The 14,729-nt window shown below is 56.4% G+C and carries 11 protein-coding genes; 7 read left to right on the top strand and 4 right to left on the bottom strand.

What is annotated here, in order from left to right; all coding sequences use genetic code 11:
- Positions 1-59 precede the first annotated feature (59 nt).
- The 6 genes from LB462_RS04100 to repC all read left to right on the top strand — a co-directional run bounded on the left by LB462_RS04100 (position 60) and on the right by repC (position 6,893).
- Positions 60-1,637, top strand: a complete 1,578-nt coding sequence (locus LB462_RS04100) for a cytochrome ubiquinol oxidase subunit I (RefSeq protein ID WP_224506100.1) — start codon at positions 60-62, stop codon at positions 1,635-1,637.
- A 6-nt stretch (positions 1,638-1,643) separates the two neighbouring features.
- The gene (gene cydB, locus LB462_RS04105) at positions 1,644-2,798 is read left to right on the top strand and encodes a cytochrome d ubiquinol oxidase subunit II (RefSeq protein WP_224506101.1); all 1,155 of its coding nucleotides are present in this window, start codon (positions 1,644-1,646) and stop codon (positions 2,796-2,798) included.
- Positions 2,799-2,813: 15 nt separating this feature from the next.
- Entirely contained in the window at positions 2,814-2,939 is a 126-nt protein-coding gene (cydX, locus tag LB462_RS04110) for a cytochrome bd-I oxidase subunit CydX (protein WP_183661901.1), read from the top strand.
- A gap of 250 nt (positions 2,940-3,189) precedes the next feature.
- Positions 3,190-4,389, top strand: coding sequence for a plasmid partitioning protein RepA (gene repA, locus LB462_RS04115; protein ID WP_224506102.1), 1,200 nt, complete (start codon positions 3,190-3,192; stop codon positions 4,387-4,389).
- A gap of 82 nt (positions 4,390-4,471) precedes the next feature.
- Positions 4,472-5,434 (top strand): plasmid partitioning protein RepB, encoded by a 963-nt coding sequence (repB, locus tag LB462_RS04120; protein ID WP_224506103.1) that lies wholly within the window; start codon positions 4,472-4,474, stop codon positions 5,432-5,434.
- Between the two features lie 160 nt (positions 5,435-5,594).
- Positions 5,595-6,893 (top strand): plasmid replication protein RepC, encoded by a 1,299-nt coding sequence (repC, locus tag LB462_RS04125; RefSeq protein WP_224506104.1) that lies wholly within the window; start codon positions 5,595-5,597, stop codon positions 6,891-6,893.
- Between the two features lie 418 nt (positions 6,894-7,311).
- Here the strand turns inward: repC and LB462_RS04130 are convergent, their stop codons facing one another.
- The 4 genes from LB462_RS04130 to LB462_RS04145 form a co-directional block, all read right to left on the bottom strand.
- Positions 7,312-7,752, bottom strand: a complete 441-nt coding sequence (locus LB462_RS04130) for a hypothetical protein (protein WP_224506105.1) — start codon at positions 7,750-7,752, stop codon at positions 7,312-7,314.
- A 790-nt stretch (positions 7,753-8,542) separates the two neighbouring features.
- Positions 8,543-8,779, bottom strand: a complete 237-nt coding sequence (locus tag LB462_RS04135; RefSeq protein WP_224506106.1) for a DUF1236 domain-containing protein — start codon at positions 8,777-8,779, stop codon at positions 8,543-8,545.
- 184 nt (positions 8,780-8,963) lie between these two features.
- A complete protein-coding gene (selD, locus tag LB462_RS04140) occupies positions 8,964-10,025 on the bottom strand; it encodes a selenide, water dikinase SelD (protein WP_224506107.1) in 1,062 nt (353 codons plus the stop codon).
- Between the two features lie 38 nt (positions 10,026-10,063).
- On the bottom strand, positions 10,064-11,161 hold the full coding sequence (locus LB462_RS04145; RefSeq protein WP_224506360.1) for a transglutaminase-like domain-containing protein: 1,098 nt from the start codon (positions 11,159-11,161) through the stop codon (positions 10,064-10,066).
- Between the two features lie 481 nt (positions 11,162-11,642).
- On the opposite strand from LB462_RS04145, the gene fdnG reads away from it, so the two are divergent.
- Complete coding sequence (gene fdnG, locus LB462_RS04150) at positions 11,643-14,729, top strand: formate dehydrogenase-N subunit alpha (RefSeq protein ID WP_224506108.1); 3,087 nt, start codon at positions 11,643-11,645, stop codon at positions 14,727-14,729.

The following is a 14,729-nucleotide window of genomic DNA, read 5'->3' on the forward strand; positions in this document are numbered from 1 at the left end:
TCGGCATTCACTCCAGGTGAATGCCGCTAACAGGGGGCCGGGGTGACCCGGTAACGGTAATGGAACTCGATATCGTGGCGCTGTCGCGCCTGCAATTTGCGATCACAGCTCTCTATCACTTTCTCTTCGTGCCCTTGACGCTTGGACTGTCGGTTCTCCTTGCGATCATGGAGACGGTCTATGTGATGACCGGCCGCGTCATCTGGCGCCAGATGACCAAATTCTGGGGCACGCTGTTCGGCATCAATTTTGCTCTCGGCGTCGCCACCGGCATTGTCATGGAGTTCCAGTTCGGCATGAACTGGAGCTATTACAGCCACTATGTCGGCGACATTTTCGGCGCACCGCTGGCGATCGAAGGATTGATGGCGTTCTTCCTTGAAGCAACCTTCGTCGGGTTGTTCTTCTTCGGTTGGGACAAGCTTTCGAAGGTCGGGCATCTGGCGGCGACCTGGGCGGTGGCTGCGGGATCGAATTTCTCGGCGTTGTGGATACTCATCGCCAACGGCTGGATGCAAAACCCTGTGGGTTCCGCCTTCAATCCGCAGACGATGCGCATGGAAGTCGTTGATTTCTATGAGGTTTTGTTCAATCCAGTCGCCCAGGCGAAGTTCGTGCACACGGTGTCTGCGGGCTACGTCACGGCATCGATTTTCGTCCTCGGTGTTTCGGCCTGGTATGCCCTCAAAGGCAGGCATATCGAGATCGCCAAGCGCTCGATGACTGTCGCGGCATCGTTCGGCCTCGCCTCCGCACTCTCCGTCGTCGTCCTCGGCGACGAGAGCGGCTACCTCTCCGGCGAGCACCAGAAGATGAAGCTCGCGGCCATCGAAGCCATGTGGGAGACTGAACCGGCGCCGGCGGCCTTCACGGTCTTTGGTATTCCCGACACCGAGGCGCGCGAGACGCACTATGCTGTGCGCGTACCGTGGGTGATGGGCCTGATCGGCACACGGTCGCTGACCACCGAAATTCCAGGCATCAAGGAACTGGTGGACCGCGCCAGAGCCAATATCCGCAGCGGACTGCTTGCCTATGATGCGCTCCAGCGTATTCGCGAAGCGGGCAGCACCACCGCAGTCGGTCAGGAGGTGCGCGACGCCTTTGAGACGAACGGCGGTGACCTCGGCTATGCGCTGCTGTTGAAGCGCTATGTGGATGATCCGCGTCAGGCGACCGATGAACAGATCGAGAAGGCCGCCTGGGATACAGTGCCGAACGTGCCGACCCTGTTCTGGTCGTTCCGCATCATGGTCGGGCTGGGCATGTTCTTTATCCTTCTCACGGCGACGTTCTTCATCCTCTCCATACGGCGCAAGATCGATGCCTATCCCTTCCTGTTGCGCATTGCAGTGTTTGCGATCCCCCTCCCCTGGATTGCAGCGGAACTCGGATGGGTCGTTGCCGAATCCGGCCGTCAGCCATGGACTATCGAAGGCATATTGCCGACGGCAGCAGCGGTTTCCAATCTCGGAGCGGCTTCCTTGCTCATAACCATCGGGGGGTTCGTCGTGATCTACACGACGCTTTTCATCGTCGAGATGGGGCTGATGCTCAAGGCAATCAGAAAGGGCCCCGAACCCGACTTCGAGCCAGAAGCAAAGCTGATTTCCCCCAACATCGTGCCAGCGGAGTAAACGATCATGATCCTGCATCAATTTATCGATTATGAAACCTTGCGCGTGATCTGGTGGCTGCTGATCGGCGTCCTCCTGATCGGCTTCGCCATCACCGACGGCTTCGACCTCGGCACCGGTACGCTGCTGCCGTTCGTTGCAAAAACCGATATGGAACGGCGCATTGTCATCAACACGATAGGACCCGTCTGGGAAGGCAACCAGGTCTGGCTTATCGTTGCTGGCGGAGCGATCTTTGCCGCCTGGCCGCCGCTTTATGCGGTGTCCTTCTCGGGCTTCTATCTCGCCATGTTCATCATACTGGCATCGCTTATCCTGCGCCCTGTCGGTTTCAAATACCGGTCGAAGCGCGATAGCGACACGTGGCGCGCTGCCTGGGATTGCGCCCTGTTCATTGGCGGCTTTGTGCCGGCGCTGATCTTCGGTGTGGCTATGGGCAATGTCTTGCAGGGCGTGCCTTTCCGTTTCAACAACGACCTTCGCATCTTCTACGAAGGCTCGTTCTTCGGCCTGCTGAACCCGTTCGCGCTCCTGTGTGGTCTCATCTCGGTCGCTATGCTGGTCATGCATGGCGGCGCATGGCTGGCGCTGAAGACTTCGGGACCCGTGGCGGACCGTGCCCGCAGGTATGGCGGTATTGCCGCGCTGATCACCATCATCCTGTTCGGCCTCGCCGGACTGTGGGTATGGGCTGGGTTCGGCGGTTACCGCATAACCAGCCCTATCGACCCTACAGGCGCGTCGAACCCGCTTATGAAAACCGTCGTTGAAGAGAGCGGCGCATGGTTTGCCAATTATGGCAGCTATCCGGTGCTTCTCCTGGCTCCGCTATTTGGCTTCATTGGCGCGGCAGGCGCGTTTATCGGGCTGAGAGCAAGATGGGAGATAGCGACGATCCTTTCGAGCGCCCTGTCGATCTTCGGCATCATCTCGACAGTGGGCGTTTCGATGTTTCCGTTTATCCTCCCGTCCTCGCTCGATCCGAGGTCCAGCCTGACTGTGTGGGACGCATCGTCGAGCCATTTGACCCTGTTCATCATGCTGGTTGTTACGGTGATCTTCATTCCGCTGATCGTCGCCTATACAAGCTGGGTCTACCACGTCCTTTGGGGCAAGGTCGACGAGGACACGATCAACGACGAGAGCGGTCACGCTTACTAACGAAAGGACAAGAACATGTGGTATTTCGCCTGGCTTCTCGGACTGCCTTTCGCTGCCGCCTTCGCTGTACTGAATGCGATGTGGTACGAACTGGTGGAAGACGACAAATCCAGAAAGAAAACGGCAGAGAAGGAGTCTTAAGGGTATCCCTCGCCATATGATCCGCTGATATTTACTGCGGTAAAATCAGCGGATTTGTCGAGGAAAAACAAACCTGTGTCACTCTAGGATTCACTTATCGAAATTCGGGATTGTACAGTAAAGTTGTTAGCTTCACGCGCGTTAACCTTTTGTTAACCTAAAAAATCTTGCCGGATCAATCGAATCGGAGCTTAATAGCGGTTCTTAAAAGGATTGCTTTGAAAAAGCGCTATTAGAGGTTTCGATTCCGATGAACATCGCAATGCCTCTGCCAAAGTTCGAGTTCGATGACAAGATCCTCGATCAGGGTGCGGAGATTTCTCGCCGGCTGAATCAACTTCGGATGGAAAAATTTCCACCGAATGCGAAGAAGACATTGCGGCAGTTCTCCATGGCCGAGGTAGCCCACTATCTTGGCGTGACGCAGAATAATCTCAAGCGCCTGCATCTCGAAGGAAAGGGTCCGGTTCCTGCCCAGGTATCGTCAGGCCGCCGTTCCTATACGGCCGAACAGATGCTGGAGCTGCGCCATTATCTTGACCGCAACGGCCGCACCGAAGTGAAGAAGTATGTTCCGCACCGCAAGCAGGGCGACAAGCTGCAGGTTATCGCTGTCGTCAATTTCAAGGGCGGATCGGGCAAGACGACGACTGCGGCACATCTCTCGCAATATCTGGCGCTGACCGGCCACCGCGTCCTTGCCATCGACCTCGATCCACAAGCCTCGCTGTCGGCGCTGCATGGCTTCCAGCCGGAACTCGACCGGAACCTGTCGCTCTACGAAGCCATCCGTTACGACGACGAGCGCAGGCCCATATCGGAAGTTATTCTCCCGACCAATTTTCCTGGCCTCGACATCATTCCTGCCAATCTCGAATTGCAGGAATATGAGTACGACACGCCGCTTGCCATGCAGGACAAGACATCGCGTGACGGCCGGCAGTTCTTCACTCGTATCGCCAGCGCGCTTGAGGGAGTGGACGGCCGCTATGATGTGGTGGTTATCGATTGCCCGCCGCAGTTGGGCTATCTGACATTGACGGCCATGTCGGCGGCAACATCCGTATTGATCACCGTGCATCCGCAGATGCTCGACCTCATGTCGATGTCGCAATTCCTGCTGATGCTTGGCGGCATCCTCAAGACTGTCAAACAAGCCGGAGCACGCGTCGAACTGGATTGGTTCCGCTATCTGATCACACGCTACGAGCCGATGGATATCCCGCAAGCGCAGATGGTCGGGTTCATGCAGTCCATGCTGGCGGAGGAGATCCTCACCAATCCGATGCTGAAATCGACGGCGGTATCGGATGCGGGCCTGACCAAGCAGACACTCTACGAAGTCGAGAAAACGAGTTTCACGCGCACAACCTATGAACGCGCTATTGAATCGCTGGACGCTGTAAATTCAGAAATTACGGCTCTCGTCCACAGAGCGTGGGGGCGATGAGATGACAGGCACGTTTACGGCGGTAAAAACAATGCTTTTTGCTTGTGAAATCAGTTTGTTAATTCGAAACGGGAGCAGATAGATGGCCCGTAAAGACATTTTTAGCAGCGTGATGAACCCAGCGCCAGCAAGACCTGAGCGCAATGACGCATTGTCCTATGTCGTCAGCGGCGCTTCGCGTTCGATCAAGAGTTCCTTCGAAGAACTCGCCAAAGGCAGTGTTGTCGAACTTGACCCGGAACTCATCGACGGCTCTTTCGTATCGGACCGGATCGATGACGACGACGAGGCTTTTCAGGAACTGCTTGTCGCCGTAAAGGAGAGGGGCCAGGACTCGCCCATACTGGTGCGTCCGCATCCCGCCGTTTCAGGCCGCTATCAGGTTGTTTTCGGACATCGCCGCGTCAAGGTGGCCAAGCAGCTCGGAAGACAGGTTCGTGCCGTCGTCAAGCCGATGGCCGACCAGGATCATGTGATCGCTCAGGGCCAGGAAAACGCTGCCCGATCGAACCTGTCCTTCATCGAACGCACATTGTTTGCCAAGCGTCTCGCTGACCTCAGCTACGATCAGTCAATCATCAAGTCTGCGCTTGCCCTGGACGCGACGACATTTTCGAAGATGCAGTCGGTCGCGGCTCATGTTCCCGAGGCGATCATACTCGCGATCGGCTCGGCCAAGGCTACCGGGCGGGACCGTTGGTGGCAGCTGTCAAAGCTGCTGCAGGTGCCGGGCAATGCCGAGAGGGCGGTAGAGTTTACAAGATCGGATGATTTCGCGGCTGAAACCGGTGATGCGCGGTTCGCTTTGCTGTCGGATTTCCTGGCAAAAACGAAGCGCCCGGCGAAAGCCGTGGCCCCCGCGGCCAAAGCCTGGGCGGCACAGGACAAATCCGTGAAGGTGGAAATCAAGGATAGCGGCAAGGCATTCACGCTGGCTTTGAAGGCCAAGAATGCCTCCCGCTTTGGCGCATACATTGCCGACAACCTCGACGAGCTCTATCGGGCTTTCCAGGGGTCGCAAGCTTCAACCAAAACAGGAGATTAATCCGCAAAAGAAAAAAGCCCACCTCAACATCGCTGTCTCGGAAGGCTTCTCTCATATCTCTAGCAGGATCGAGAATCGCATTTCCCCGAATCAGTGTCAAGACTTTTTGACGTCGTTTTGGCGAGCGGATTTCTTTTGCCTTTAGAAAGGTGAAAAGACAATGCAGACGGGGAATGCATTCACGACGCCCTTCGGGCGGCGGTCGCTGTCGCTTGGCATGCTGGCAATACAGGCACAGGCGCAGGAGATCGATCCGGAAGCGTCGATCGACAAATGGAAACTGTTTCGTAGCCTGTGTGAGGCGAGGGCACTGATCGGAATCTCCGATCGGGCGCTTGTCGTTTTGAATGCTCTTTTGACATTCTATCCACAGACCGAGCTTTGTGAGGCCAACGGCCTCGTGGTGTTTCCATCAAATATGCAACTTTCACTGCGCGCGCACGGTATGGCGCCGGCGACGCTACGGCGGCATTTGAGTGCGCTGGTGGAAACAGGACTGATTTTCCGCAAGGACAGCCCCAATGGCAAGCGCTACGCCCGCAAGGCGAGGGCAGGGGAGGGTGGCGAGGCATTCGGCTTCTCATTGGCACCATTGGTCTCGCGTGCGGCTGAATTTGAAGTTTTGGCCGAACAGGTGCGTTCGGAGCGGTTGCAACTGAAGCTGATGAAGGAGCGCGTCACCCTGCTACGCCGCGATATCGTCAAGCTGATCGAACTCGGCTTTGAGGAACTGCCGCACATCGACTGGAGCGCCCAATACTCGCGGTTTCGTACGGTCATTGGCGACATTCCGCGCCAGGCAACGATTGACGATCTGGAGCCAGCTGTCGATGGACTGGAATGTCTCCATCTGGAGATATCCAATCTATTGGAAGATAAGCTCAATTCTCAAAAAACAAGCGCCAAAGAGTCTCATTCTGAGCGCCACAAACATAATTCAAACACCCAATCCACCTCTGACCTTGAACCCGGCTTTAGAAAAACCCAAGGGGCAAAAACTGCGCTGGAACCTGAAACAGAAGTGGCTATTGAGACACGAGGCAGCGAAGCGATTACAATCCTATTGGAGAGGGGAGGGGGCGATGGTACAGACGCCGGGCTCTCTGATGCCAAACCGGTGCCGCTCGGCCTTGTGCGCCAAGCTTGTCCGCAAATTGTTGTCTATGCGAGGAACGGTATCGCAAATTGGTCTGATCTGATGGCGGCGGCCGTTGTCGTCCGCTCGATGCTTGGCGTCAGCCCCTCAGCATACGAGGAAGCCTGCGAGATCCTGGGACAGGAAAATGCGGCCATCGCCATTGCATGCATCCTCGAACGCGCCGAGCAGATCAATTCCGCCGGCGGCTATTTGAGAGCGCTCACCGACAAGGCGGGGAGGGGCGAGTTCTCGGTCTGGCCGATGGTGTTGGCGCAACTTAGAGCCAACGGCTCGCACGTCCGATTGGTCACCGCAAAATGAACCAATATTTGGCATCTGGAAGTAGCAACGATAACTTAAAATATCAGCGCTTTGTCGGGCAGTGTATCTCGCAATGAAGGTTAGGCGTCCAAGATGGATGAGACGAGAAACCCAACGGCGAGCGCCATAGCTAAAAAGATTTAGGTGATTAGGAAGTCCAGTGAACGGAACCTAATTGATAGTTAGATGCGGTATGAAGAAAAATATTAACCTAAACAGGATCTTAATGAGAACTCGCTTGCTCTAGGAAAGTGCAGGCGGCGTGCCGATCAAAGTCGGAGATAGATTAGCCGCTTTGGCAGCACCAAGGATGTTCCGTTCTATTTTTTCCTGGATCATCCGTAGCACAGAAATCTTTGTTGGCGGCCGCTCGATGAGAGCAGGCCGCTTTAAGGAAGACCTTGAAGCGCCGACGGTTTTAACCGACAAACATCTCGCGCAACCGAGCCAACATACCCCGCCTTGTCCCTTTAGGCACGAGCCGACGGATGTAATAGGCAGCCGTCGCGGCGTTTACTGTCGCGCCGAAATGGCAATAGCAAATGACATTGTGCAACTGGCGGTCAGTCAGCTGGAAGAACCGTTTGGCTTCCCCATAACTGTCGTTTTCCAACCCGGCAGCGCGCAGGACAGGATCGTCGAACGCCACCGAGATCGGTGAGCCCTCTCCACGCATGGCAGCGCGCTGACTGGCAGGCTGATACTCTGTCTGATGCAACGTCGAAAGGCGCCGCTCAGGATTCTGTTCGAGCAGCGCCGCCCAACGCTCAAGACGTTGGCTTTTGGATAATGTTTGGCGGGGGTAGTCCTGATCGACCTCGGCGACGATCTGCAGTTGTTCAAGGGCATGATGCTTCATTTTGGCCTCCTATTCTGACAATAGTTGGTCCGCCCATTGCAATAAAACCCCGGAGACAAAAGTGACTCCAAAGGATCACGAAGTCCAATCACGTTGCGGCCTGGACTATTGCGTTCACAAAAACGTGCTCCCGCCCAAGCAAAAAATTCCGGCCTGGCGATCTCGCGGGGTCAGCCTTCAAATGCCTGAAGTGGAACAATTGATTGCATAGGAACGTTGTTCTGCCAGACCAAACGCGTGCGCGGTCGCTAGCAACTTAGGAGGCCAACCATGGATCTCACCACACTTCTTATCATAGTGCTTATACTGATTCTGCTGGGCGGAGGCGGCTGGTACGGCCGCGGACGCTGGTACTAGATTGCAGCTGCGCATAAAAAATGAACCGGCTTTAAAAATCATCAATTTCAAGCAGGTCTTAGTATGGAGGGGAGGTCAATTGATCTCCCCTCTTCATTTTGTTCAATCCTTACAATCCTCTGCTTTGGCCATGGCGGTTTGATCGCCTTTTTGTTGGGCCGGATGCGGAACCAATTCGGATTTCATTTGTTTTTTGGACGCTGATTTTCCAGGTCAGCTGGGCCCTTGTTGCAGCTGCGCCGCCAATATTCAGGGCTCACCAACTTGGCGGCGAGCCTTCAAACTCGCCGCCTTTTTTGGCTTGTCGTCAATTGCCCATTTGCTGGGTTGGTCCTGCGGCAACGGTCAGCAGCAATCGAATGACAATATACCGAAGCCCGCTACGCAAGGTAGCGGGCTTTCTCTCCCATTCGTCAGACCGGCAAAGTTTTAATTAATTGGACAGATAGATAACTTTTCGATCTTTCGTCGAAACGATGACCGGCTGCTTCTTTACATAGACGTAACTGTAGTCCGGGCTCTCCGGTATAGGTACCAGCTCGACATCCTCGGGGATTGCGGTTCCGACGGCTACATCCTCATCGATCATGATGTCCTCAGACGGGTTGGCGATCACATAGTCCCGCGCCGGCTGGGGCACTTCCACGATGACGGTATCTTGTGCGAGCACCTGACCGGCTCCGCAAACATCAATGCAGCGGTTAGAAGAAGTATGCGTTTCATGGGTTTACTCTCCCTTGATTTACCCTTCCCTTCAGCATGCCTAATCGACGGTGGGCGATTTGGTTCCGAACGCGAGACCAGATACCTGTCGCGGAACTCTCGTTGCTCAGATGGGGAATATCGGGCGATCGTCAGGTAACGACGTGCAATCCAGGCTTGCCCGTCTCAACTGAACCAATGATCCGGGCTGCAGGATAACCCGCAGCCGTGATCTCCTGGAGCAGGTCCAATGCACGTCCTGCGCTGCAGGAAACGAGTAGCCCGCCAGAGGTCTGGGGATCGGACAGCAGGTGCCGCCGCCATAGGGGGAAATCGCCGGGCAATTCGACGTCTGCACCGTAGCTTGCCCAATTGCGATGCGAGGCACCGGTGACGAAACCTTCCTTTGCGAGTTCGGCGCCGTGGATAAAAACGGCAATATCGTCCGCGCGCAGCGAGATGTGCACATTCGACCCTCTTGCCATCTCAAGGGCATGGCCAAGAATGCCGAAGCCGGTGACATCGGTCATGGCATGCACATCCGCATCCTTGGCGAGTTCGCTGCCAATGCGGTTGAGGAGCGTCGTCGATGCGATGAGTTCGGCATAGGCATCCGCCGGCAACATGCCTTTCTTGAACGCCGCCGAGTAGATACCGACACCAAGCGCCTTGGTCAGGATCAGCGTGTCACCGGGCTTGGCGCCGCTGTTGCGCCGCAGACTGGCAACGGGGCAAGTGCCGATGACCGCCAGGCCGTAGATCGGCTCGGGAGAATCGATCGAATGGCCGCCGGCGACAGGGATACCGGCCTCGGAGCAGATGGCGCTTCCGCCCTTCAGGATCTCGCGCACCATCTCGGCCGGCAGCTTGTCGATCGGCATGCCGAGAATGGCGAGTGCCATGATCGGTTTTCCGCCCATTGCATAGACATCCGAGATCGCATTGGTTGCTGCTATCCGGCCGAAGTCGAAAGGATCATCCACCATCGGCATGAAGAAGTCGGTCGTCGCGATCACGCAGGTTTCGTCATCGAGCTGCCAGACTGCGGCATCGTCACCGGTTTCGGTTCCGACAAGCAGCCGCTCAAACGGTCCGGCGACGGGTTGATCCGCAAGCAATTGCTGCAAGACAGACGGTGCCAGCTTGCATCCGCATCCGCCACCATGGGACAGAGAGGTCAGGCGGATCGGCGACGACGAGGTTCGGTCATCCATGATGCGGCTCCATACGATTTTGCGAAATCGAGATCAGGTCAGATCGTGATCTCTCGTGACCGGATCGTATATCTGAACGCGTCGGGTTCAAGGCAATCAAGCCTGACCGACGCTACTTCCGCCTGCGGGTACATCAGGAAATTGAGTGCCGCTTCGCTCGAACCGGGCAATATCACGTCGCGGGCGTCATTATAGGCGATCCAATTGCCTTCCCAGGCGCCAAACAGCGTCTCGCGCGCCGCAACCACCTTGGGATTGTCAGCCGGAAGACCGCCATCCGCCTCCTCAAGCATGACTTTTCGAACATCCGCCGGGTCGACGGGCACCCAGCCAAAGTCAGAAAGATAGACTTCCGCCCGGCAATGCTGTGCTTTGGTGACGATCTCGTTCTTGGCGCCGAGGCTCTTGTAGCCGAAGTTGGATGGCGCAACCCGCAGACCGTAAATATCGCGCGCAGGCAGACCAGCGGCTCGGGCAAGGCCGACATAGAGAGCGTTCAGATCGGCACATTTGCCGCCAAGGTCGCCGCTCCTCAACATGGCCACGACATCACCGGAACCGCAGCCACGCGTGGCGGCATTCCGGTACGTGTTCTCAACCACCCAATCGTAGATCAGCTTCGCCTTTTCGATCTCGTTTGCGGTATTGCCGACGATCCTGTCGGATGTTTCCTTGACGATGCCATCGATGGGGACAAGTCGGCTGCCGGCCAGATATCGTGCGCGCTCGTCAGTGTTGAGCGGCGTGGGGTTTACTGGCTTTGAAAGATCGATGGCGCGATCGCGCGTGGCGACACGGCCGATGATCTCGACGGCAGGTGCTACGCTGCCGGCTCTCCATTCAACAAGCAGCATGTCAGTGTCATTAGCCGGGCTGTGCACGATCCTGGCGCCGGGCGCATTGGTCGTCCAGGTGCTTGTCTCGGGCCGGCTCCAGTCGCTGGCGCTGAAACCAGGCAATGGAATCCATGCGCGCCCGGTGCCCTCGGTGCCTGACGGCTCAATACGGGTTGTGATTTCGAAGGTCCGCCAGGCGGCAGGCTTTGGCGCAAAAGAAGAGCCCGCAAACACCCGTCCTGGTATTGCGGTCGCTACAGACGTTGCGGCGGCGAGTTTCAGGAATTCGCGTCGATCGATCATTTCATGCCCTCCCAATTTGATGACATCAACGGCATTGGCAGACAGCTAAAGTGTACGTGGTGAAAGCTTTTCGAGTTTTGCGGAAGACAGGAGGGCACGCACCAGAAAAAGCCCGCCGGTTCCCGGGAGCATTCTGCGTCGAAAGCATCATGACGACTGCCCCGAAACTCGGGAGCGACGAGTAAGCTCACCTTTTTATTCTTGTCCATTTGAGGTTGAACGTCAATTCGTCATTGCTGACTTTCGCGTGTACCCCGAATTGAGCAGTAAAGGCGACGAGTAGTATAATACCGGTGGCATTCGCCGGGATGGTCGCACTGCTCATTTTAATTTGATCATTACATTCATATTTTATCGCTTCTTATTGATTTGACAATAGAATGGGGTCAGGTAGGATTTTACTTGAAATGCCAATGGTTTGTGTCTGATCTCCGGCGTGCTTTATCGGCAGAGCCGGTTTAAAGGGAGATAACATGCTATGAACATGGAACTCTCGCGGCGCCAGTTTCTTGCGGCGACCGGCGCGGGTGTTGCGGGTACGGCGCTTGGCGCCTTTGGCTTCGGCGAGATCGAAGCCGCCCATGCCGAAGCGATCCGCGCTTTCAAACTCGTAAACACCACCGAAACCCGAAACACCTGCCCCTATTGCTCGGTTGCATGCGGTATCATCATGTACTCGAAGGGCGACCTGAAAAAGGGCGAAAAGGCCGAGATCGTCCATATCGAGGGCGACACCGACCATCCGACAAATCGCGGAACGCTATGCCCGAAGGGCGCCGCCCTGCTCGACTTCGTCAAGGCCGAGACACGCCTGAAATATCCGATGGTCCGCAAACCCGGCTCGGACAAGTTCGAGCGTATCTCCTGGAATGACGCGCTTGATCGCATCGCCCGGCTGATGAAGGACGACCGCGACGGCAATTTCGTCCAGAAGAACAATGACGGCGTGACCGTCAATCGATGGACGACAACCGGCTTCCTTGCCGCCTCCGCAACAACGAACGAAACAGCGTTTGCCACCTATAAGGTGGTGCGCAGCGCTGGAATGCTGGTATTCGATAACCAGGCACGTGTCTGACACGGCCCAACGGTGTCCAGTTTGGGCCCAACATTTGGCCGTGGTGCAATGACCAATTCCTGGACTGATATCAGGAATACGGATCTTGTTGTCATCATGGGCGGCAATGCCGCGGAAGCCCACCCTTGCGGTTTCAAATGGGTCACGGAGGCAAAGGCCAACCGTGGTGCCAAGCTTATCGTCGTCGATCCCCGCTTCACACGCTCTGCGTCGGTGGCTGATTTCTATGCACCGATCCGTCAGGGATCGGACATAGCCTTCCTGCTTGGTGTGATGAATTACTGCATCAAGAACGACAAGGTGCAGTGGGATTATGTGAAGGCATTCACCAATGCCGCCTTCATCGTCAAGGACGGCTTCGAATACAAGGACGGCCTGTTTACCGGTTACGATGAGACAAAGCGCGACTATGACAAGTCGACCTGGAATTATGTGATCGGCGACGATGGTTACGCTGTGGTCGATGACACGCTGACCAATCCACGGTGCGTGTGGAACCTGTTGAAAGCGCATATCTCCATCTATACGCCCGAAATGGTCGAGCGCATCTGTGGCACACCCAAGGAGAAGTTCCTCAAGGTTGCCGAGATGATCTCGGAATGCTCGACGCCGACCAAGACGATGACGTCCATGTATGCGCTTGGCTGGACGCAGCATTCAAAGGGTTCGCAGAACATCCGCTCGATGGCGATGTTACAGCTCGTCCTCGGCAATATCGGCGTGCGCGGCGGTGGCATGAACGCACTGCGCGGGCACTCCAATATCCAGGGGCTGACCGATGTAGGCCTGATGTCGAACCTGCTTCCGGGCTATATGACGCTGCCAAACGAAAAAGAGGTGGATTTCGACAGCTACATGTCGACGCGCGGCTTCAAGCCACTCCGGCCCAACCAGACGAGCTACTGGCAGAATTACAAGAAATTCTTCGTCAGTTTCCTCAAGACGATGTGGGGCGCGGCGGCGACTCCGGAAAACCATTTCGCCTATGACTGGCTGCCCAAGCTCGATGTGCCGGGCTACGATGTGCTGCGCGCCTTTGAACTCATGAACCAGGGCAAGATGACAGGATACATCTGCCAGGGGTTCAACCCTCTGCTTGCAGCGCCAAACAGAACGAAGCTGACCGCATCACTGTCGAAGCTCAAGTTCCTCGTGACGATGGATCCCCTGGACACGGAAACATCGCGGTTCTGGGAAAATCACGGCGAGTTCAACGACGTTGATCCTTCGCAAATCCAGACGGAGGTCTATCAATTGCCTTCGACCTGCTTTGCTGAAGACGAGGGCTCGCTCACCAATTCCGGGCGTTGGCTGCAGTGGCACTGGCCGGGCGGCACGGCTCCCGGTGAAGCCAAGACGGATAACTGGATCATGGCGCAGATCTATACGCGTCTGCGAGACCTTTACCGTAAGGAGGGTGGAGCGTTCCCCGATCCGATCGTCAATCTCGACTGGTCCTATGCCGATCCGGGCGAGCCGACTGCCGAAGAACTTGCCAAGGAACTGAACGGCAAGGCGCTGACCCCGTTGATGGATCCAACCGATCCGACCAAGGTGGTGGTCGAAGCCGGAAAGCTGGTGCCAAGCTTCGCCGCGTTGCGCGATGACGGCTCCACGACGAGCGGATGCTGGATTTATTCCGGCTGCTTCAACGAGAACGGCAACAACATGGCCCGGCGCGATACATCGGACCCCGATGAGACCGGCGCTTACTCGAAATGGGCATTCTCGTGGCCCGTCAACCGCCGTATCCTCTACAATCGGGCTTCGGCGGACCTGAATGGCAAGGCCTGGGACCCCAGCCGCAAGCTGATCGAGTGGGACGGTCAGAAATGGTCGGGCTACGACGTGCCGGATATTGCACCGACAGCCAAGCCGCAGGACGTCGGTCCATTCATCATGAACGCGGAGGGCGTATCGCGCCTCTTCGTCGTGGGCATGATGCGCGATGGTCCGTTCCCGTCTCACTACGAACCGTTCGAGTCGCCCGTCACAAACCTCATCGCCCCAAAAATCCGCGGCAATCCGGTGGCGCGGGTGTTCAAGGGTGATTTCGCGCAGTTTGCCGAACCGGCTTCGCAGGAATTTCCTTATGCGGCAACGTCCTACCGTCTTACCGAACATTTCCACTATTGGACCAAGCATGTCTGGGTGAATGCCGTCCTGCAGCCGGAATTCTTCGTCGAGATATCGGAAGAACTCGCGAAGGAGAAAGGCATTGTCAAAGGCGGCTGGGTACGTGTGTGGTCGAAGCGCGGATCGATCAAGGCCAAGGCGGTGGTCACGAAGCGGATCAAACCTTTGATCTGCGACGGCAAGCCGGTTCATGTGGTGGGTATTCCGCTGCACTGGGGTTTCACGGGGGCAGCGAAGAAGGGCTTCGGTCCCAACTCGCTCACACCTTTCGTCGGTGACGCCAATATCGAGACGCCTGAATACAAGGCGTTCCTGGTCAATATCGAGCCCATCGCCGGGCCGGTGGCATAG

This window comes from Phyllobacterium chamaecytisi, from assembly GCF_020164455.1.
GTDB lineage: Bacteria > Pseudomonadota > Alphaproteobacteria > Rhizobiales > Rhizobiaceae > Phyllobacterium > Phyllobacterium chamaecytisi.

What these genes read in the sequence shown, in the direction of transcription:
- LB462_RS04100 (WP_224506100.1), top strand. Translation starts at nt 60, where the DNA reads ATGGAACTCGATATCGTGGCGCTGTCGCGCCTGCAATTTGCGATCACA.
- cydB (WP_224506101.1), top strand. Translation starts at nt 1,644, where the DNA reads ATGATCCTGCATCAATTTATCGATTATGAAACCTTGCGCGTGATCTGG.
- cydX (WP_183661901.1), top strand. Translation starts at nt 2,814, where the DNA reads ATGTGGTATTTCGCCTGGCTTCTCGGACTGCCTTTCGCTGCCGCCTTC.
- repA (WP_224506102.1), top strand. Translation starts at nt 3,190, where the DNA reads ATGAACATCGCAATGCCTCTGCCAAAGTTCGAGTTCGATGACAAGATC.
- repB (WP_224506103.1), top strand. Translation starts at nt 4,472, where the DNA reads ATGGCCCGTAAAGACATTTTTAGCAGCGTGATGAACCCAGCGCCAGCA.
- repC (WP_224506104.1), top strand. Translation starts at nt 5,595, where the DNA reads ATGCAGACGGGGAATGCATTCACGACGCCCTTCGGGCGGCGGTCGCTG.
- LB462_RS04130 (WP_224506105.1), bottom strand. Translation starts at nt 7,752, where the DNA reads ATGAAGCATCATGCCCTTGAACAACTGCAGATCGTCGCCGAGGTCGAT.
- selD (WP_224506107.1), bottom strand. Translation starts at nt 10,025, where the DNA reads ATGGATGACCGAACCTCGTCGTCGCCGATCCGCCTGACCTCTCTGTCC.